Raw genomic sequence first — 14,271 nt, 5'->3', positions numbered from 1 at the left:
AAGCTGGGAGGGTGAACCTCCCAGTGATGTCTGTGTCCGATCGTCGTCTGTTTGACGGACCAACATCGTCAAAAGCCACTCTGCTTCTGGCTCATGGAGCGGGAGCTGGCATGGAGTGTTCTTTCATGCAGGCAACAGCTCAGGGGCTTGCAGGGCTCGGTTGGCATGTTGTCCGTTTCGAGTTCCCCTACATGCAGCGTCAGAGGCTCCTCGGCAAGAGGCGTCCTCCAGACCGCGCCGACATTTTGATTGAACACTTTCGAGAGCAGGTCGGCACGCTTGCAGGCTCGAGCCCCCTATTCATTGGCGGTAAGTCGATGGGTGGTCGTATCGCCAGCCTGGTTGCCGCATCGTTGTTTGATCAGGATCAGATCAGGGCTTGTCTTTGCCTGGGATATCCCTTTCATCCACTGGGTCGGCCCGACAACCTCAGGATTGAACACCTGCAGACAATCACGGCCCCTGTGCTGGTTGTGCAAGGGGAGCGTGATGCCATGGGGCGCATGGCTGAGGTGGAAGCCTATCCCCTGGCACCAGCGGTTGAGCTGGCCTGGATCCCTGACGGAGACCACAGCTTCAAGCCACGTCAGCATTCAGGGCACAGCGAGTCGTCGAACCTGAAACTCGCTGTTGAAATGGCTGACCGCTTTCTTTGCAAGTTCCTGTAACATCACTTCACGAATTCTTCGTAGCGTCATGTCCGACTCCGTCAGCCAGCCTCGCGACGACTGGTATCAGGAGGCAGCCAAGTCCCAGATTCAGGGTGAGCGCATGAATCGCGCAGAGCTCCTGAATGGTCGTGTGGCCATGCTCGGTTTTCTGATCGGATTGCTCACGGAAGTGATCACCGGTCATGGCATTGCCAGCCAGATCACTTTCGGATTGTTTGGTCAGGGCTGATCACCCATCACTGAGATCCCAGAACATGAATGGCCGTTCCGTTCTGCCCTCCCTGGGATCTTCAGACCTGTTCTGTGCGTTGAAGATCGCTCTCCACCATCGGGAGAATCGTTCCTGAAAGCCAGAACCACCCATCATTGAGCTGCTTCTGATCAGTTTGGTCATGGCACGTCAGGCCAGTACACACTCCATTGATACCAATCAATGAACGATCTGGCCGTGAGCTGAGCAGTGATTCTGATGTTCAGGATCTGTGCCAGTTGCACTGGATGCATGAGGTTGCGCCGTTCCCGTCGTTCTCTTGGCACGGTGAAGTGGTGAGGAGTTCTCACGACGTGGAAACAAGGTCGCACGTCTGGGATTTCAGCCCTGCCTTCGGCAGGGCTTTTCTCTTGCTCATCAACGTTTGCTCATCGACGGCGTTGCAAGCCGTTCCACAGCCACCAGACGGCCAGTCCGATCACAAGCCAGAGCAGAGGCACGTTCAGGATCAGACCGAGCACCAGCACGCCCGCGCTGATTCCCAGTCGACGTGCAGAACGCTGTGCCTTAGGCGTCATGTATCGCCAGCGGGGCAAAAGCGGCATGGTGTTGTCGCCTCGTCGTTTGTTGAGGCTGCCACAGCCAGGCGGTTGCATGTGCATGCAGGCAGAATTGCTGTGATCAATCCAGCCTCTATGAAAGAGATCAGCCTTCTCGAGATGATCGGGCGCTCCCTGGCGAAGATCGCTGCGGGTGCTGGTGTGGCAGCCCTTGTGATCTGGCTGGTCTACGTGATGCTCGACATCGGACACATGCAATCGGGCTTCACCCTGCCGCTATCCAGTTACTGAGACATCAGGCATGGAATGGAACGGCGCCACGGTCAGCCTGCTGACCACCGGCGTGGTGTTTCTGGCTCTCCAGATCTGGTGGATTGGATCGCTGTTGCAGCGCAACCGACGACGTCGGGGGGCGGCGCCTCTCAGCAGCCGCGACTTCCGGCGTGAACTCGACCGGATTTTTCGAGACAGCCCCTAATCAGTGTGGAGATCCCCCTGTCAACCGAACTGGATGGCGACGCCTGGACTCCATAAGGTCGGATCACGACACAGCAGAAATTGATGAAGGATGCTGAACAGCGGATGATTCCCGATGCCCTCAGTCACCGTGATCTGGCGGGACTGTTGCAGGGGGCACCCAGAGAGATGGAGGCCTGCGCCTCGGATGTCGACCCCCTCTCCGACGAGCTCAAGATCTGGGCCGAGCAAACGCAGCATCTGTTGCAGCGCATTTCGGCGCACGGCGATGCCGTGGCCCAAGGACGTTCCCCCCAACAGGTGATGGCACTCGGCAGTTGCCGCACGCACATGGCCCTGGGTCTGCAGGCGCTTAAGGCTGCTCAGTCCTGAGGGCATGAAGCAGCTGCCCGGTCGTCAATCTCCCCAGTGGATCCGGTTGCTGCTGACCGGGGTGGTGACTGCGGTTGCCACCGTCTGGATGCTGGCGTTGCTGCCATTCCTGTTGCTGATGGCGCTGATTGTGGCGATCCTGCTCATCCCGGTTCTCCATCGTCTGCGACGGGACATGCAGGAGATGGAGTCAGGGACCAGCCCACCCCGACCGGCGCACGACGTGACGCCCTGGCATCGACAGTTGATCAATCTCTGGCGCTCACCAGCAGCCCGCCCTTCGGGGAGGGGCTGGGGATCAGCTGAAGGTCGAGGTCCTGGTCGGAGCAGAGACTGAACGACACCTGTTTCAGCAGGCCAACCGTCATCAGACGAATTTCAAGTTCAGCCAGTGCTTTTCCGAGGCAGACACGTTCACCACCTCCGAACGGCAGAAGACTTTTCTGCAGGGATCCGTCGAGGTGACGCTGCGGTCGAAATTTTTCGAGATCGCCTGCGCCGTGGCGGTTGGAAGAAGCCAGTGCCACCTGGATCACGCGACCTTCAGGGATTTCAACGCCCGCCAATGCGATCGGACGAGTGGTGATCCGAAAAAAGCCTCCCACCGGAGGGGTCATTCGCATGACTTCGTTCACCACAGCCTGCAACCGGGGAGCCTTGCCAGGGTCGTAGCTGTTGGTGGGGTCGTCGGTTGGCGGCCAGACCAGGCCGTTCAGTTCCTCCCGTAGCCAGAACAGCAGCTCAGGCTGCATCAGCAGTTCTCGCATCAGGCATGAGAGGGAGGATGCCGTGGTCTCATAACCGGCGAACAACAGCAGCAAAAGCTGTTCCACGAGATCCTCATCACTGAGTGGAAGTCCGGCTTCATCGAGTCCGCCAGCCAGCAGATCAAGGCCTCCACGGCGACCATCGGCGTCGGCAAGCACCTGCTGCAATTTGCTGAGCAAACGGGATCGGGCCTGCAAAGCCTTGGCGAAGGGACTGCCAGGGATGGCAACAGGCAGCGAGAACAGCGCTTTTGTCCAGATTTCGAAATCGACAAAAAGAGCGTCTCGATCACTGCCATCGAGGCCCAGAACAGTGGTGGCGATCACCGAAAAAGCAAAGCGCCGCATGCGATCCGCCAGAGCGATGGGCGACTTGGTTGATGCGACCTCGTCCGCCAGGTTGTTCACCATGGCGATGATCTGGGGGCTGTAGCGGCGTAAGGCTGCCGCCGCGAACAGCTGGCCGACGACCCGCCGACGTGCTTTGTGGGCAGGTCCGTTGCGATTCGCCAATGACCTGCTTCCCAGCAGTGTTCGAACACTGCTCGGCCACCAACCCTGAACGGCATCCGATTGCTGAAACAGGTCCTCGATCGCCTCGTCGCCACGCACGAAAACCAGCCGCTGACCAATCAGGGTTGTCTCAAAAACGTCGCCGTAGGTTTCAAAGCGTCGTGAAGCGAAGTTCGGATCCCGAAAAAACCCAACGGCTTCAAGGATGCCGCTGACGGCGCCGGTTGAAGGGAGAGATCTGAGGATCGTGCTCACGTTCTTCAGCTACGGAACAAATCTTCCACCATGCCGCGATAGCCCTTGAGGGATGCCCCTGGTCGGCGGTTGCGGCTGGGGAGAGTTCGCCCAGGAGCGAGATTCTGAGGTGCGAAGGTCACCAGTTCCACAGGGGCTGTCTGTTCCTGAGAGGAAGCGAGTTCGGCAGCGATCGCTTCCGCTGTGGTCAACACACCGTTGCTCGTTGCTTCAGGTTCAGCGTCGGCTTCAGCAACAGCAACAACGGGATCCTGCTGCGGATCGGGGATCTGTCCCTGTTGAGGCTCAGGCGCTGGTTCGCTTGTTTTCGGGAGCGTTTCGGCAGGTTTTGGTTTGTTTTTGAGTTGAACAGTGATCGTTTGTGTTGGGCCACGGGACCCGATCGGCCAGAGGAAGGGAATGCTGAGCAGCAGAGCAACCACGGATGTGAGCGTGCCGCTCAGTCCGAAGGCAACTCCCTGGAAGTTCCAAAGGATTCCCGAGGCAGCCAATCCAAAGGTGCCGAAGCCCGCGAGGGTGATCCCGATCAGAGAGGTTTGAGGCCGCTTCAGCCTGATCGTTGAGGTTGCCGGGGTGGGCGCAGGCAGATCACTGATCTCGAGCAAGTCGACATCAAACGGTTCGCTCGGCAGAGGGCGAAGCAGGACGAGGCTGATGGCCAAGAACACCAGTGAGGTGATGGTGCTGCTGAGGCCGAGGGTGCGGCCCTGGAAATTCCAGAGAATTCCACCGCCTGCGATGCCAAGGGTTCCAAGGGTTGCCAGTCCGATACCGGCCAGAAGTCCGAGTCGTTGCATCAGAAATCAGCTGCGCTTGCCGGACTGCGTGGCTGCATAAGCCAGGGCACCACCTGCCACAACGCTCAGCACCCCTGTGGTGATCAAAAAGCCAATCAGCATGGCGAATCCGAGAACGCTGCCAAGCAGCGACATCTTGAGGCGCAGCATCTTTGATTTGAACAACATCACCATCAGCAGCATCACCGTGGCTTTTAGGCCGGCGATTTTCGCTGCACTGATGGGACAGAACGGCATCGGCAGAAGCATTCGATGTCTTCAGGTGAGGCTGAGTCTGGCGAAACCAGACCGCCTGCTGTGACGAATTGGTTCAGAAACCGCCACTGGGGAAGGTCTACGCCTGCGCCTACGGAACGCTGCCGCCATGAGCCCCTCGTGCCTTAACGAAGGGCTTACGTCCATTGAGGGGCGCTTGATGAAAAGAATTCTGGGACTTGCTTTTGCCGTTCGATCAACGGCGGCGATTACGGGACCGCTGCTTGAGCTTGCGCTTGTATTTCTCTACAGGGGTTTCGTGGTGGCGGATGCGACGCAGATCGGAAAAGATGCCGGCTTTGGCTACAGAGCGCTTGAAACGACGTAGCGCTGATTCGATGCCCTCGTTCTCACCGACAGTGACCTGACTCATCCGTTCTCCGAAACAGAGCAAAAATACAGTTTATCAGTGAGGTGCCCTTGAATGACAAGACTTGGCCGTGTGGCCCTGAAGCGCGTTCAGCAGCTGAGTGTTGAGGGCGACCCGGCTCTGGTGCGCTGGCATAAACAGCAGATCAATGCCCTGATGCGTCGCTTCGGGCTGGGTGTGTATGCCCTGCTCTGGATATCGTTCTTCAAGGGTGTTTTGCTCACGCTTTTGGTGAGCTGGTTGCTGGGATGAATTGTTTGAGGGAGTGGAGAAAGGGAACAGGCTGATCATCAAGAAATCCCTCATTCCTCGTCTCGGCGACCACTAGGCGTCGAAGCTCTTCTCATGGGATTGACGCATTGTCCGATTTGTGTGGGACTGGCCTTGCTTTCAGCTAGCCGTTTCATGGCCCACCTGCTGATGGCCAGCCAGCTGATGCCACCTCGTCAAGAGGGGATGGTGAGCCAGCAGAACGTCATTCAGGCCTAGTTCGGATTCCGTTGTTCAGATGTCTCCTCTTTGGAAAAGGTTTTCCATCAGAGCGGCATAGAGCTGCTGGCGCATCGCAGCAAGCAGGTTCTGTTCTTCCGGGTCTCCTCCGCTCCAGCGATCGTGAGCATCAACCACCACACGATGGAGAACGCGGAGCGCATTGAGATCCATCTCCATCTGGGCCGCAATGTCCTGTTCCGGCATGGAAAACCAGCAACTGATCTCTTTTAAAGAATTGTCACGCCGTTCGCGGTAGCGGGTGTGACTGTGATAAGGCGAAATTCTTGGTTTCCTAATGCGCCTGCGGATCAGCTGTGCCCATGGAGGATCAGAAGTGGGTGACCAAGGGTCAGCTCAGCAGCAGCCGCTGCCGCAACGGCAAGCATGGCGATACGGCCGTTGAAGCGCTCTGCCTTGCATAGAAAGGCAGAGCGGCGCTGCTGCCTCGCCATCTCGACATAACGGGATGAGTTGACCGAGCGCATCGAGTTGCATCGCGGATGCGCAACTTAGTGGTCTCAAAACGAGACTGCGAATTTTCGGGAGCAAAAAAATGAGCAATTCTGCTCAAGCCTGGAGGGCTGTAGTCGTCGCAACGCTTTGTAAATGCTTGTAAATTATGGTTAAGCGCCAATGGCAGCAAATTCATGGAAATTCTTGTCATTGCCTCTGTTTTTATCCCGTTCGCTGCGTTGGTCATGAATGCCTTCGACGGCGAATCGGAAGATGACTTCGACTTCCTCTGATGGAAACAAAACTCTTGGCCCTCCTGGCATTTGGAGCATCCGTGAGCACTCTCTGGGCATGGATGATCGCGAATGTTCGTCAACCCAAGCCGTGATCGCTTGGACGCTTGTCGACAGCTGAATCAGCACTTGGCAGCTGTCCGGCGCATGCCAGGCAGCCACCGTTGATCCTGTAAGGGGCGATATGTCCTCTCAAGCAGCGAATTCCACGAAAAAACAGGGTCTTGCCGAGTTCGCGGGCATGGGCGTCCGTCAGAGGCAGCATTAACCAGCGGCTTGGGACGACACCTACCAGTTCATGTCGTCTCAGTTCGGCATCGATGCGTCGCTGACGTTCTTCGCGATCGTTTTTGCTGCAGACCGCTTCAATCTGACGCTCCCTGGCGCAGCTTTCGCAGGCCGTCACGGTTGGTTTTCTCCGCTTGATGTTGTGAGAAAGCTTGTCTCCTGGGACTTCGCGTTCGCGACCACAGCTGCAACGACACCACCAGAAGGCGTTGCCTCCCTTGGTGCGGCGATCGGAGCTGCGCACCACCGTCAGCTGCCCGTAGATCTCTCCGATTCGGTTGCGCGGTGTCGAAGGCATGGTCTTGGGAGACGCAGCGTCAGGCATCACGCCCTCAAGTGTGTCCCTGAAACCGATGGGCGGCCTTGCGTCAATCCGCTGGATGCGCATCGGTAGGTTGATCAACGACCTGTTGTTGCGATGCACTGATGCGACAACTCACCTGTGGGCTAGTCCTCCTCCTGGCCGGCGCGGCCATGGTGAAAGCAGAGACATCGACGGCTGAGGGACCGACGCAGGAGCTGGCGATCTATGCCGCACAACGGTTGTTTCCCAAGACGGCAACGGTGAAAGATCTCGTTTGCAGGGAGAAGCAGCAGATGCTCAAGGTTCGCTGGAGCTGCACGGTGTACTGGGAGGACTGATCCGGCCGGCTCAGGAGTTGTCCTGTTGATCACGCACTTCTGCGAACTTGGCCGCCATGGTGGGATTACGGCGCGTCAGCTTTTTGATCGAAACGTCCTGAGCTTTGTCGTTAGCCAGCCGCAGATTGTTGTCAGCACCGATCAGGGCATCCTTGGTTTTCTGCAGGTGAAGAATGGACTTGTCGATTTCATCGATGGCAGTCTGGAAGCGGCGCCTTGCCAGATCGGTGTTGCGAGAGAAATTATCCTTGAATGTTTCCAGTTCGTTCTCAAAGTTGGTGATATCGATGTTCTGAGCTTTGACCAAGGCGAGTTCGGCTTTCACCTCCAGTGATTTCAAGGCCGCATTGCGGAGCAGAGTAATAAAAGGAATGAAAAATTGTGGTCTGATGACGTAGGTTTTGTCGAAACGATGAGAGACGTCAACAATGCCGGAGTTGTAGAGTTCGCTGTCAGGCTCTAGAAGTGACACAAGCACGGCATACTCACAATTTTTTTCGCGACGATCTTTGTCGAGCTCTTTGAAGAAATCCTCGTTTTTTTTCTTGGTTGCTGTTGTATCGGCTTCGTTTTTCATCTCAAACATGATTGAGATGATTTCGTTGTCGCTTTCATCCAGATCGCGAAAGATGTAATCGCCTTTGCTGCCACTCCGGGCATCATTGTCTTTTTCGAAGTAGGCCCGCGGGAAGGCCGCAGAACGGATTCGGTTGAATTCCGTTTCGCAGTGCTGCTCAAGGGTTTCGCCCACCATTTTTGTTGAGAGACGGGCCTTCATGTCTCGGAGTCGCTCAATCGCCTGATCCCGGTCATGGATCTGGAGCTCGTAACGCTCCTTGAGGGTTTGTTCTGCCAGCTGATGCTTGAGCTCGCTTTGGCTCAGTTCGTTGCGAAGCTCATCGCGCTGCTTCTCAACCGTGGTCAGGGCCTCACGGATCGCGAGCTTCTGCTGCACCCCACTGGACTCCAACTGGGTACGCAGATCGCGAAGTTCTCCGTCTTTTCTCAGTGTGATGGCCTGAATTTCCTTGGCGAACTTTGTTTCTGCAAGACGGGTCGCGGTTGTGTTGTTGTCGCGCACCTGCTGTAGTTCACCAGCCAGAAGATCACGTTGCTTCTCGGCCGCACTCACCGCTTCGGTAATGGCCAGCTGCTGGCTGATGGAACGGGAATCGAGCGATGCCTTCAGCTCCTGAATTTGCAGTTCTTTTTGCGCTGCAATTGTTTGCATCTCGGCCTTGATTTTTTCAACGGCTAGACTGACTGCACTGCGCTTGTCGTTTTCTGCCAGCGCGAGTCTCTCCTGCAGTTGTTGTTCAAATTCTCGGTCACGAACCTGTTTGAGAATTTCGGCGTATCCCGTGTCATCAACCTTGAATGCCTTGCCGCAATTGGGGCAGATGATGTCATTCATGTGGATCGATCTGTTTCCTGTTGATGTCGTCTTGTAAAGGTCACCTTATCGGGATGTTGCTACCACTCCAGCAACACAGTGTTCCGCCATGACAACCCTCACCTCCGCCTGGCCCGCGCTGCTCTCAGACCCCCATGCGCTTTTGGAAACCGCGATCATCGTTGGGATCGTTGTCCTGGCGATGGTGGGTTTCCTGACGGGGTTGAAACAGCTGATGGGAGATCTGCGCAATCTCCGCAAGGTCAAGGCCTGAGTCCCGCCAAGCGATTTGCGTTGACGCCGAGGTCTGAATCGCCAAGCCTTGAGATGGAACGGGCTTCGATGCCTGTTCCGGTGTCGAGCAGCTCGAGATCATCCACGAATCCGAACAAGGCACTGCTCACTTCCGCATGCAGATACTGCTCGGTGCGCTCGATGATCTGCGTGCGTGGAAGCGTCTCCACCGCATTCGCCAGAGTTCTGAATTCAGCGCCGGAATCCGTCATGGCCCATTGCCTCTGAGCGCAGTGAGCAGGCCCCGGGCAAGGGCTGAGCTTGCCGTCGTGAACGCCAAGATCAGCTGGGATCGGGCCGACAAGGTGAAACAGCATCAGCAGCGGTAAAAACAGTGATGCAAGGACGGCCACAGAGCGAACAGAAAGCAGAGAACAGCAATTTCAACACGAGATCGTTGTTTCTTCCTGACGTGATCCCAAAGAGAGCCTGTGGTTTTTGAGCACTAGATCAAGCATTGATTTTCAATTTCGATAGGACAGACCTATCTGATGTTCTGTATTGAACGGCTGGATTCCAACGGGCATTGGACCAAGGAAATCTGCTTCAAAACTGAGTTCAAGGCCTTCGTGAGCGCACGAACCAAATCTCGTGCCACGCTGCGCACCTACAGGATTGTGAATCCCACCTGGAATCACGTTGTCGCAGTGGTGAAGGGTCAGAAATAACCCGTCATTGCCCACGGTTGCGGCCCCACCCGAGCATGGCGAGCCATAGCCAGAAGAGCAGTCCCACGGGAACCACGATCACCAGCAGCTGGGCGATCACGAACAGACGCACCTCAGGGTCCATTCGCTTCAGCGGTTCAGCAGATAGTGGATTACGCCGATCGTGACCATCAGCACGATTCCGGCATTCCAGACGGTGGAGGGTGCAACAGGTGGGCGCATGCCGCCATCATGGGTTCTCTGACTGTTTCATGGCGGTGCACAGCAACTGGTTCCTGCTTGGCTGGGGCGTCGTGGCGGTCGCGTCGATCTGGAAGTTTTGGACGCTGACGGCGTCCTATCGCGGCAAGTTGCGCTCAAGTGGTGCGCCGCCCTCATCGGCTCGCCAGCAGCTGGAGCGGGCCTGGCAGAAGAGCAACCGATGAGTGCTCGTCAGCCTCTAACGATCGAGGAGGTGGATCGTGTGATCGAAATGGCCTGGGAAGATCGCACCCCTTTTGAGGCAATTGAGATGCAATTCGGCCTCAAAGAGAAGGATGTGATCGCCTTGATGCGCGCTGAGATGAAGTCTTCTTCATTTCGAATGTGGAGACGACGTGTCAGCGGTCGTCACACCAAACATCAGGCAACCAGCCGGGCCGATCGGTTTCGGGCTGCCTGCCACCGCTGACGTTCCCCGCCACCCGGCCAGGGGCTCAGGCCTCCTGACTCTTTTCGGCTGGCGTGTCTGATTTGGCTGCAGGTTTTGTGTCCTCGGTGGCGGATGGATCCGGCGCAGTTTTCGCGACAGGAGCTGCTTTCTTGTCTGTGGCTGTTGTCTTCTCAGTGGCTGCTGTCTTCTCAGTGGCTGGTTTTTTATCAGGAGCTGGTTTTTTCTCAGTAGCAGCCTTTTTCTCAGGAGCCGCCGTCTTTTCAGGTGCTGGTTTTTTTGCAGCTGCCGCAGGCGCAGGTTTTTTGGGCTTGTACTTGGAGGCATCGAGGCTCTTCTCGCCCCAGGTTTTGAAGCCCAGGAAGGTCAGTCCAGCGACAACGGGAATCGAGAGAACACCACCAACGCTGATCTCAAAGCCCGTAAGTGCCATGGTTACTGTTCTGAAAGAAAAAATCGTACCGGTCTTGACACGTTCGCCTGCATCTTTTTGTCGACGTTGAGCGACATGGATGTACTTGACAACTTTCAGATCAACAGTTCTTCGCCGCGTTTGTGGATTGTGCGGGCGTAGTCCGTCCAGGTTCCCTGGCCCCAGTAACGAAAACAGCTGGTTTCCAGCAGCAACACATGCAGCAGGGCTTCCTGATATTCAGAGCTGCCGCTGAGGGTTGGATCGTCGGCCAGGGCCTCGTCAAAGCGTTGATGAAATCGCGCACTGAGTTGGTTCATCGGCTCGAGCACGTTCTCGTACCCCTCCACCCAGCTGAGGTTGTTTGTCCAGGAGGCTCCCTCCATTGAGAATCCCTCTCCGGCCTGTGTGAGTGCGGCAATGGCCTGGGACACCTTGGCTGGTGTGGCTGGATGTTCAATGCGCTGCCAAAGGCGCTGCTGCTGCACGGCCTGGATGCTCGGGAACTGATCGCTGCTGCATCCAGCGGCATCCAGCAGTTCGAGATATTCGGTGCCGTTGATGGCAACTGTGCCGTTCTGCTCGCCGCGGAGGCGCTGGTTCGCCTGGATAAACGCAGACGGGAATTCGTTCATCATCACGCCCCCGTTCTCACCATCGGCTATCTGGCTCACCAAAGGGGGCACCTTGCGACTCCCCAATGCCAATGGTTGCAGCCCCATTGCTTCATAGAAGGGTTGCATCTGGCCCACCAGTTTGGTGTCAGAACCCTGGGTCTTGATCAGCGCCGTGATGCTGCACGTCTCCCCCGAGCTGTTTCTGGCGATCAGTCGATTCGGCAGATATTTCTGTTCCTGGCTGAGAGGTGCGCCATCCAGTGTTTCCACACTGTGCTCCTGCACCAGTAACCAGCGATAACCGCACTGGTTCAGGGCGCTGATGAATTCGAACAGGGTGTCGGGATGGTTGGGCAGGTGCATCTCCGGCGGGGAGAAGCCTCTGACCCGCTGCAGCGTGGCCTCCCCGAACATGGCTGCGAACTGATGCTGCCAGGCCGAGATCTGCAGCTTCAGATCTGGGATCGGTGTTGAGGGAGCCACGGCGTGACCCCAGAAGCTGCCAAGCCACTCCACATGGCGCTGCATTTCAACATCGCAGGCCAGGAAGCGAAGTGCTCCGGTGATGTCCTCCCGCCCCATCTGCCCGACGCCCCAGAGCAGATTCCCTGAGTAATCCAGCATGATGCGCGGGTTGCATCCCTCCTGGATCAACTGCGGTAACAGGTCTGCCAGCCGCCGGTAGCACTGGGCGAACGGTTCGGCGTTGTGGTTGTCGCCTTCCCCCTGATGCTCAACCATGTACTGGAGATGGGAGATCAACGCGCCATCGGCACCGGCGGGGATGGTCGGTTGGTGCATGTGCAGTGCACAGGCGAATCCGGATTGAATCCGATCCAGTTCCAGGTTGCTGTGCTGGCGCCAGATGGGGAGGTCTGATTGCATCAGACGCTGCAGATCCGCCTCACGACCGGCAATGGGAGGAAGGGAGGTCAACAGAAAGAGGGCAGCCGGCACCCTTTGCCTAGCGCCGTTTGCCGGAATGGGCGTTCAGCGGCAGCGCCGAGACAAAAAAATTGGGAGGGTTCCCCAACCCTCCCAACACTCGACGCTGATTCCCCTCCCGGAGGGGAAACCGCATGATTCTCGCGATTTGTTGATCGGGTTGTAGGTATGGATACCCAGGCGTATGTCCAGAGTGAACGAAGTCAGTCACAGCGGTTCCTGCAGCGTTTGGATCGTGATCAGCAGTGATGATCGATCCAACTTGTTCTGATCTGCGGTTGAAAACCTTGTGTTCCAGCTGATGGACTCAAAGTCTTTGTTAAATCAAGGCGGAAATGAACCTTTTTTGATGGATTTGGTGTTCATCGATGCTTACTGAATGTGGAGCTGCTTGCGGGCAGCTATACCGCTTTTACGGTTGGTGAGCTTTCAGCAAGTTGGTCGTGAATTCCTTTCAAAACAAGGATGGCTGGGCGAGAGCTCAGCAGCGCAAGGTGAATCAACCGATCGATCTGGATACCTTGATGTGGGTGCGTAATCGTTTGATGCGCCTGGAGGTGGAGATGCGTTGGGCTGATCGGATCTGTCTTTTTGAAGAGTTTTTCCCAAATGATGCCTTGATTCCAAGGATTTGATCGGCTGGATCGTGTGTTTTTGCCGATATCGCCAGGATCTTTTTTGGCGTTGTTTCTACTCTCCTTAAAAACAATGTTTCTGACGGTTTTCGGACAAAAAGGAGGTGTTGCCAAAACCTGCACCAGTCTTCATCTCGCCTGCGTCTGGGCACAGCAGGGCCATTCGGTGTGTGTGGTGGATGCAGACCGCAACCGTTCCGCCACCGCCTATGCCGCCCGCGGGATGTTGCCGTTTGAGGTGGTGCCGGTTGAGGCCGCTGCGAAAGCAACCCGATCGGCTCAGGTGATCATCACCGACGGTCAGGCCAGCAGCCATGAAGAGGAACTCAAGAACCTTTCGGCTGGAGCTGATCTGGTGTTGTTGCCGACAACGCCCCAGGCGCGTTCTGTGGAACTCACGATCGAGCTTTCCTCCATCCTGCGTGGCATGGACACGATGCACGTGGCTCTGCTGGTGAAAGTGGACAGTCGTAAGCAGCGCCTGGCGAATGATGCCCGTCAGACGCTCGAGGGCTTCGGGGTGGATGTTCTGGCCGCGGAGATTCCGTTGTTGGCGGCCTTTGAAAAGGCGGAGGTTGAAGGTGTTTGTGTCTCCGAAGCGGTCGATGATCGTGGACGTGCCGATCTGCGCCGGATGGGTGGTTGGTCGGGATATTGCTCAGCAGCCGTGCAGATCCGGGAACGACTGCTTGCGAAGGATGGTCCGCAGTCGATGATCGCCTGACGGGTCGACAACAACTGTCGTCGACTGACTAACGGCAGCGCTGGAAGGTCACGATGCTGCGGGTAAGCCCTTTTTCAGGCCAGTTCGGCATCACGCGCCAGGGTGTTGTAACGGTGAGTTTGTCATCGTCAATGCGGAAATAGCGGGTCTGCTCGGTGCCGACCCACTCCGGATTCCAGGCCACATCCACCTTGGTGATCCAGCGATCCCCGTCCAGCGTGTAGGTGCCGGTGTAGGCGATCATGCTGCTGAGCAAGCCGGCACTGTCCTCGATGCTTTCAGCCGGCTGGCGCCCTTCGGCGGAGAGGGTGAAGGCAAGACGTCCTTCAGGCGTGAAAATCACATACCCCGAGGGCTTGTCCCCCATCGGCGGAAACGTCTCTCCCGAATCGTTGACTTCCACGGTGTACGACACCAGGCTCCAGACGCCGTGGACGTGATGGCTTGTTGTTGGTCGCTCCTGCGGTTGGACGGATGAGGCGCTCAAGACCCGACTCATTTCACTGCGATACCCAAGC

Annotated in this window: 27 protein-coding genes; 14 read left to right on the top strand and 13 right to left on the bottom strand. The window is 56.9% G+C overall.

The features are described 5' to 3' along the window. Positions 1–26: 26 nt before the first annotated feature. Positions 27–668 carry an alpha/beta family hydrolase gene (locus SYN9616_RS0106315; RefSeq protein ID WP_037991352.1) on the top strand — a complete coding sequence of 214 codons (642 nt, stop codon included), beginning with the start codon at positions 27–29 and terminating at the stop codon, positions 666–668. 28 nt (positions 669–696) lie between these two features. Beyond that, positions 697–900 (top strand): chlorophyll a/b-binding protein, encoded by a 204-nt coding sequence (locus SYN9616_RS0106310; RefSeq protein ID WP_028952342.1) that lies wholly within the window; start codon positions 697–699, stop codon positions 898–900. A 410-nt stretch (positions 901–1,310) separates the two neighbouring features. On the opposite strand, the gene SYN9616_RS15350 is transcribed toward SYN9616_RS0106310, so the two are convergent. Further along, complete coding sequence (locus SYN9616_RS15350) at positions 1,311–1,544, bottom strand: hypothetical protein (RefSeq protein WP_156918698.1); 234 nt, start codon at positions 1,542–1,544, stop codon at positions 1,311–1,313. 33 nt (positions 1,545–1,577) lie between these two features. On the opposite strand from SYN9616_RS15350, the gene SYN9616_RS17650 reads away from it, so the two are divergent. The 4 genes from SYN9616_RS17650 to SYN9616_RS16420 all read left to right on the top strand — a co-directional run bounded on the left by SYN9616_RS17650 (position 1,578) and on the right by SYN9616_RS16420 (position 2,628). Continuing rightward, positions 1,578–1,733, top strand: coding sequence for a hypothetical protein (locus SYN9616_RS17650; protein WP_198015150.1), 156 nt, complete (start codon positions 1,578–1,580; stop codon positions 1,731–1,733). 10 nt (positions 1,734–1,743) lie between these two features. Beyond that, the gene (locus SYN9616_RS17645; RefSeq protein ID WP_198015149.1) at positions 1,744–1,920 is read left to right on the top strand and encodes a hypothetical protein; all 177 of its coding nucleotides are present in this window, start codon (positions 1,744–1,746) and stop codon (positions 1,918–1,920) included. 83 nt (positions 1,921–2,003) lie between these two features. After that, positions 2,004–2,291 (top strand): hypothetical protein, encoded by a 288-nt coding sequence (locus tag SYN9616_RS15340; protein WP_037990740.1) that lies wholly within the window; start codon positions 2,004–2,006, stop codon positions 2,289–2,291. Positions 2,292–2,295: 4 nt separating this feature from the next. Next, the gene (locus tag SYN9616_RS16420; RefSeq protein ID WP_071991425.1) at positions 2,296–2,628 is read left to right on the top strand and encodes a hypothetical protein; all 333 of its coding nucleotides are present in this window, start codon (positions 2,296–2,298) and stop codon (positions 2,626–2,628) included. Here the strand turns inward: SYN9616_RS16420 and SYN9616_RS0106270 are convergent. From SYN9616_RS0106270 to rpsU, 4 genes are all read right to left on the bottom strand, one after another. Further along, positions 2,540–3,817, bottom strand: a complete 1,278-nt coding sequence (locus SYN9616_RS0106270) for a cytochrome P450 (RefSeq protein WP_028952341.1) — start codon at positions 3,815–3,817, stop codon at positions 2,540–2,542. The two genes, SYN9616_RS16420 and SYN9616_RS0106270, sit on opposite strands and share 89 nt — an antisense overlap. 14 nt (positions 3,818–3,831) lie before the next feature. Next, entirely contained in the window at positions 3,832–4,623 is a 792-nt protein-coding gene (locus SYN9616_RS0106265) for a hypothetical protein (RefSeq protein ID WP_051410966.1), read from the bottom strand. A gap of 6 nt (positions 4,624–4,629) precedes the next feature. Then, the gene (locus tag SYN9616_RS0106260; RefSeq protein WP_028952339.1) at positions 4,630–4,872 is read right to left on the bottom strand and encodes a hypothetical protein; all 243 of its coding nucleotides are present in this window, start codon (positions 4,870–4,872) and stop codon (positions 4,630–4,632) included. Between the two features lie 202 nt (positions 4,873–5,074). Continuing rightward, on the bottom strand, positions 5,075–5,251 hold the full coding sequence (gene rpsU, locus SYN9616_RS16415; RefSeq protein WP_009790002.1) for a 30S ribosomal protein S21: 177 nt from the start codon (positions 5,249–5,251) through the stop codon (positions 5,075–5,077). Positions 5,252–5,302: 51 nt separating this feature from the next. Between rpsU and SYN9616_RS0106250 the strand changes: the two genes are divergently transcribed. Both SYN9616_RS0106250 and SYN9616_RS17910 read left to right on the top strand, forming a co-directional pair. Continuing rightward, on the top strand, positions 5,303–5,500 hold the full coding sequence (locus SYN9616_RS0106250; RefSeq protein ID WP_028952337.1) for a hypothetical protein: 198 nt from the start codon (positions 5,303–5,305) through the stop codon (positions 5,498–5,500). A 93-nt stretch (positions 5,501–5,593) separates the two neighbouring features. Continuing rightward, a complete protein-coding gene (locus SYN9616_RS17910) occupies positions 5,594–5,737 on the top strand; it encodes a hypothetical protein (RefSeq protein ID WP_232200126.1) in 144 nt (47 codons plus the stop codon). 15 nt (positions 5,738–5,752) lie between these two features. Here the strand turns inward: SYN9616_RS17910 and SYN9616_RS0106240 are convergent, their stop codons facing one another. From SYN9616_RS0106240 to SYN9616_RS15330, 3 genes are all read right to left on the bottom strand, one after another. Next, entirely contained in the window at positions 5,753–5,944 is a 192-nt protein-coding gene (locus SYN9616_RS0106240; protein ID WP_028952336.1) for a hypothetical protein, read from the bottom strand. Between the two features lie 104 nt (positions 5,945–6,048). Next, positions 6,049–6,225: a chlorophyll a/b-binding protein gene (locus tag SYN9616_RS17190; RefSeq protein ID WP_232200120.1), complete on the bottom strand. Its 177-nt coding sequence runs from the start codon at positions 6,223–6,225 to the stop codon at positions 6,049–6,051. Positions 6,226–6,565: 340 nt separating this feature from the next. Further along, complete coding sequence (locus SYN9616_RS15330) at positions 6,566–7,072, bottom strand: hypothetical protein (RefSeq protein ID WP_037991349.1); 507 nt, start codon at positions 7,070–7,072, stop codon at positions 6,566–6,568. 128 nt (positions 7,073–7,200) lie between these two features. Here SYN9616_RS15330 and SYN9616_RS15325 point away from each other — a divergent pair, with 128 nt between their 5' ends. Next, entirely contained in the window at positions 7,201–7,416 is a 216-nt protein-coding gene (locus SYN9616_RS15325; protein WP_037990736.1) for a hypothetical protein, read from the top strand. 10 nt (positions 7,417–7,426) lie between these two features. Here the strand turns inward: SYN9616_RS15325 and SYN9616_RS0106215 are convergent, their stop codons facing one another. Further along, positions 7,427–8,830, bottom strand: a complete 1,404-nt coding sequence (locus SYN9616_RS0106215) for a DUF2130 domain-containing protein (protein WP_028952335.1) — start codon at positions 8,828–8,830, stop codon at positions 7,427–7,429. 88 nt (positions 8,831–8,918) lie between these two features. Between SYN9616_RS0106215 and SYN9616_RS17640 the strand changes: the two genes are divergently transcribed. Then, positions 8,919–9,083 carry a hypothetical protein gene (locus SYN9616_RS17640; protein WP_198015148.1) on the top strand — a complete coding sequence of 55 codons (165 nt, stop codon included), beginning with the start codon at positions 8,919–8,921 and terminating at the stop codon, positions 9,081–9,083. Here SYN9616_RS17640 and SYN9616_RS0106205 read toward each other — a convergent pair. Beyond that, positions 9,073–9,456: a DUF1499 domain-containing protein gene (locus SYN9616_RS0106205; protein WP_037990735.1), complete on the bottom strand. Its 384-nt coding sequence runs from the start codon at positions 9,454–9,456 to the stop codon at positions 9,073–9,075. The two genes, SYN9616_RS17640 and SYN9616_RS0106205, sit on opposite strands and share 11 nt — an antisense overlap. Positions 9,457–10,022: 566 nt before the next feature. Between SYN9616_RS0106205 and SYN9616_RS17185 the strand changes: the two genes are divergently transcribed. Together SYN9616_RS17185 and SYN9616_RS0106180 are read left to right on the top strand one after the other, a co-directional pair. Next, positions 10,023–10,196 carry a hypothetical protein gene (locus SYN9616_RS17185; RefSeq protein WP_156918697.1) on the top strand — a complete coding sequence of 58 codons (174 nt, stop codon included), beginning with the start codon at positions 10,023–10,025 and terminating at the stop codon, positions 10,194–10,196. Beyond that, positions 10,193–10,441 (top strand): TIGR03643 family protein, encoded by a 249-nt coding sequence (locus SYN9616_RS0106180; RefSeq protein ID WP_028952333.1) that lies wholly within the window; start codon positions 10,193–10,195, stop codon positions 10,439–10,441. The genes SYN9616_RS17185 and SYN9616_RS0106180 overlap by 4 nt, the downstream gene beginning before the upstream one ends. Positions 10,442–10,466: 25 nt before the next feature. Here SYN9616_RS0106180 and SYN9616_RS15320 read toward each other — a convergent pair whose 3' ends face one another. Continuing rightward, complete coding sequence (locus SYN9616_RS15320; RefSeq protein WP_051410965.1) at positions 10,467–10,853, bottom strand: hypothetical protein; 387 nt, start codon at positions 10,851–10,853, stop codon at positions 10,467–10,469. A 95-nt stretch (positions 10,854–10,948) separates the two neighbouring features. Then, positions 10,949–12,334 (bottom strand): glycosyl hydrolase family 57, encoded by a 1,386-nt coding sequence (locus tag SYN9616_RS0106170; protein ID WP_051411089.1) that lies wholly within the window; start codon positions 12,332–12,334, stop codon positions 10,949–10,951. Between the two features lie 503 nt (positions 12,335–12,837). On the opposite strand from SYN9616_RS0106170, the gene SYN9616_RS0106160 reads away from it, so the two are divergent. Together SYN9616_RS0106160 and SYN9616_RS0106155 are read left to right on the top strand one after the other, a co-directional pair. Continuing rightward, on the top strand, positions 12,838–13,029 hold the full coding sequence (locus SYN9616_RS0106160; protein WP_232200115.1) for a hypothetical protein: 192 nt from the start codon (positions 12,838–12,840) through the stop codon (positions 13,027–13,029). A 73-nt stretch (positions 13,030–13,102) separates the two neighbouring features. Further along, complete coding sequence (locus SYN9616_RS0106155) at positions 13,103–13,753, top strand: ParA family protein (RefSeq protein WP_028952330.1); 651 nt, start codon at positions 13,103–13,105, stop codon at positions 13,751–13,753. A 28-nt stretch (positions 13,754–13,781) separates the two neighbouring features. On the opposite strand, the gene SYN9616_RS0106150 is transcribed toward SYN9616_RS0106155, so the two are convergent. Next, the gene (locus SYN9616_RS0106150; RefSeq protein WP_028952329.1) at positions 13,782–14,240 is read right to left on the bottom strand and encodes a lipocalin-like domain-containing protein; all 459 of its coding nucleotides are present in this window, start codon (positions 14,238–14,240) and stop codon (positions 13,782–13,784) included. Positions 14,241–14,271 lie beyond the last annotated feature (31 nt).

Origin of the sequence: Synechococcus sp. CC9616 (genome assembly GCF_000515235.1) — a bacterium.
Lineage (GTDB): Bacteria > Cyanobacteriota > Cyanobacteriia > PCC-6307 > Cyanobiaceae > Parasynechococcus.
Note: the sequence above shows the minus strand (reverse complement) of the source record. Positions and strands in the feature narration are given on the sequence as shown.

What these genes read in the sequence shown, in the direction of transcription:
- SYN9616_RS0106315 (WP_037991352.1), top strand. Translation starts at nt 27, where the DNA reads ATGTCTGTGTCCGATCGTCGTCTGTTTGACGGACCAACATCGTCAAAA.
- SYN9616_RS0106265 (WP_051410966.1), bottom strand. Translation starts at nt 4,623, where the DNA reads ATGCAACGACTCGGACTTCTGGCCGGTATCGGACTGGCAACCCTTGGA.
- SYN9616_RS0106250 (WP_028952337.1), top strand. Translation starts at nt 5,303, where the DNA reads ATGACAAGACTTGGCCGTGTGGCCCTGAAGCGCGTTCAGCAGCTGAGT.
- SYN9616_RS15320 (WP_051410965.1), bottom strand. Translation starts at nt 10,853, where the DNA reads ATGGCACTTACGGGCTTTGAGATCAGCGTTGGTGGTGTTCTCTCGATT.
- SYN9616_RS15340 (WP_037990740.1), top strand. Translation starts at nt 2,004, where the DNA reads ATGAAGGATGCTGAACAGCGGATGATTCCCGATGCCCTCAGTCACCGT.
- SYN9616_RS17910 (WP_232200126.1), top strand. Translation starts at nt 5,594, where the DNA reads ATGGGATTGACGCATTGTCCGATTTGTGTGGGACTGGCCTTGCTTTCA.
- SYN9616_RS15350 (WP_156918698.1), bottom strand. Translation starts at nt 1,544, where the DNA reads ATGCACATGCAACCGCCTGGCTGTGGCAGCCTCAACAAACGACGAGGC.
- SYN9616_RS15330 (WP_037991349.1), bottom strand. Translation starts at nt 7,072, where the DNA reads ATGCCTTCGACACCGCGCAACCGAATCGGAGAGATCTACGGGCAGCTG.
- SYN9616_RS0106180 (WP_028952333.1), top strand. Translation starts at nt 10,193, where the DNA reads ATGAGTGCTCGTCAGCCTCTAACGATCGAGGAGGTGGATCGTGTGATC.
- SYN9616_RS17185 (WP_156918697.1), top strand. Translation starts at nt 10,023, where the DNA reads ATGGCGGTGCACAGCAACTGGTTCCTGCTTGGCTGGGGCGTCGTGGCG.
- SYN9616_RS0106240 (WP_028952336.1), bottom strand. Translation starts at nt 5,944, where the DNA reads ATGCCGGAACAGGACATTGCGGCCCAGATGGAGATGGATCTCAATGCG.
- SYN9616_RS17640 (WP_198015148.1), top strand. Translation starts at nt 8,919, where the DNA reads ATGACAACCCTCACCTCCGCCTGGCCCGCGCTGCTCTCAGACCCCCAT.
- SYN9616_RS17190 (WP_232200120.1), bottom strand. Translation starts at nt 6,225, where the DNA reads ATGCGCTCGGTCAACTCATCCCGTTATGTCGAGATGGCGAGGCAGCAG.
- SYN9616_RS15325 (WP_037990736.1), top strand. Translation starts at nt 7,201, where the DNA reads ATGCGACAACTCACCTGTGGGCTAGTCCTCCTCCTGGCCGGCGCGGCC.
- SYN9616_RS0106155 (WP_028952330.1), top strand. Translation starts at nt 13,103, where the DNA reads ATGTTTCTGACGGTTTTCGGACAAAAAGGAGGTGTTGCCAAAACCTGC.
- rpsU (WP_009790002.1), bottom strand. Translation starts at nt 5,251, where the DNA reads ATGAGTCAGGTCACTGTCGGTGAGAACGAGGGCATCGAATCAGCGCTA.
- SYN9616_RS0106260 (WP_028952339.1), bottom strand. Translation starts at nt 4,872, where the DNA reads ATGCTTCTGCCGATGCCGTTCTGTCCCATCAGTGCAGCGAAAATCGCC.
- SYN9616_RS0106170 (WP_051411089.1), bottom strand. Translation starts at nt 12,334, where the DNA reads ATGCAATCAGACCTCCCCATCTGGCGCCAGCACAGCAACCTGGAACTG.
- SYN9616_RS0106215 (WP_028952335.1), bottom strand. Translation starts at nt 8,830, where the DNA reads ATGAATGACATCATCTGCCCCAATTGCGGCAAGGCATTCAAGGTTGAT.
- SYN9616_RS16420 (WP_071991425.1), top strand. Translation starts at nt 2,296, where the DNA reads ATGAAGCAGCTGCCCGGTCGTCAATCTCCCCAGTGGATCCGGTTGCTG.
- SYN9616_RS17645 (WP_198015149.1), top strand. Translation starts at nt 1,744, where the DNA reads ATGGAATGGAACGGCGCCACGGTCAGCCTGCTGACCACCGGCGTGGTG.
- SYN9616_RS0106310 (WP_028952342.1), top strand. Translation starts at nt 697, where the DNA reads ATGTCCGACTCCGTCAGCCAGCCTCGCGACGACTGGTATCAGGAGGCA.
- SYN9616_RS17650 (WP_198015150.1), top strand. Translation starts at nt 1,578, where the DNA reads ATGAAAGAGATCAGCCTTCTCGAGATGATCGGGCGCTCCCTGGCGAAG.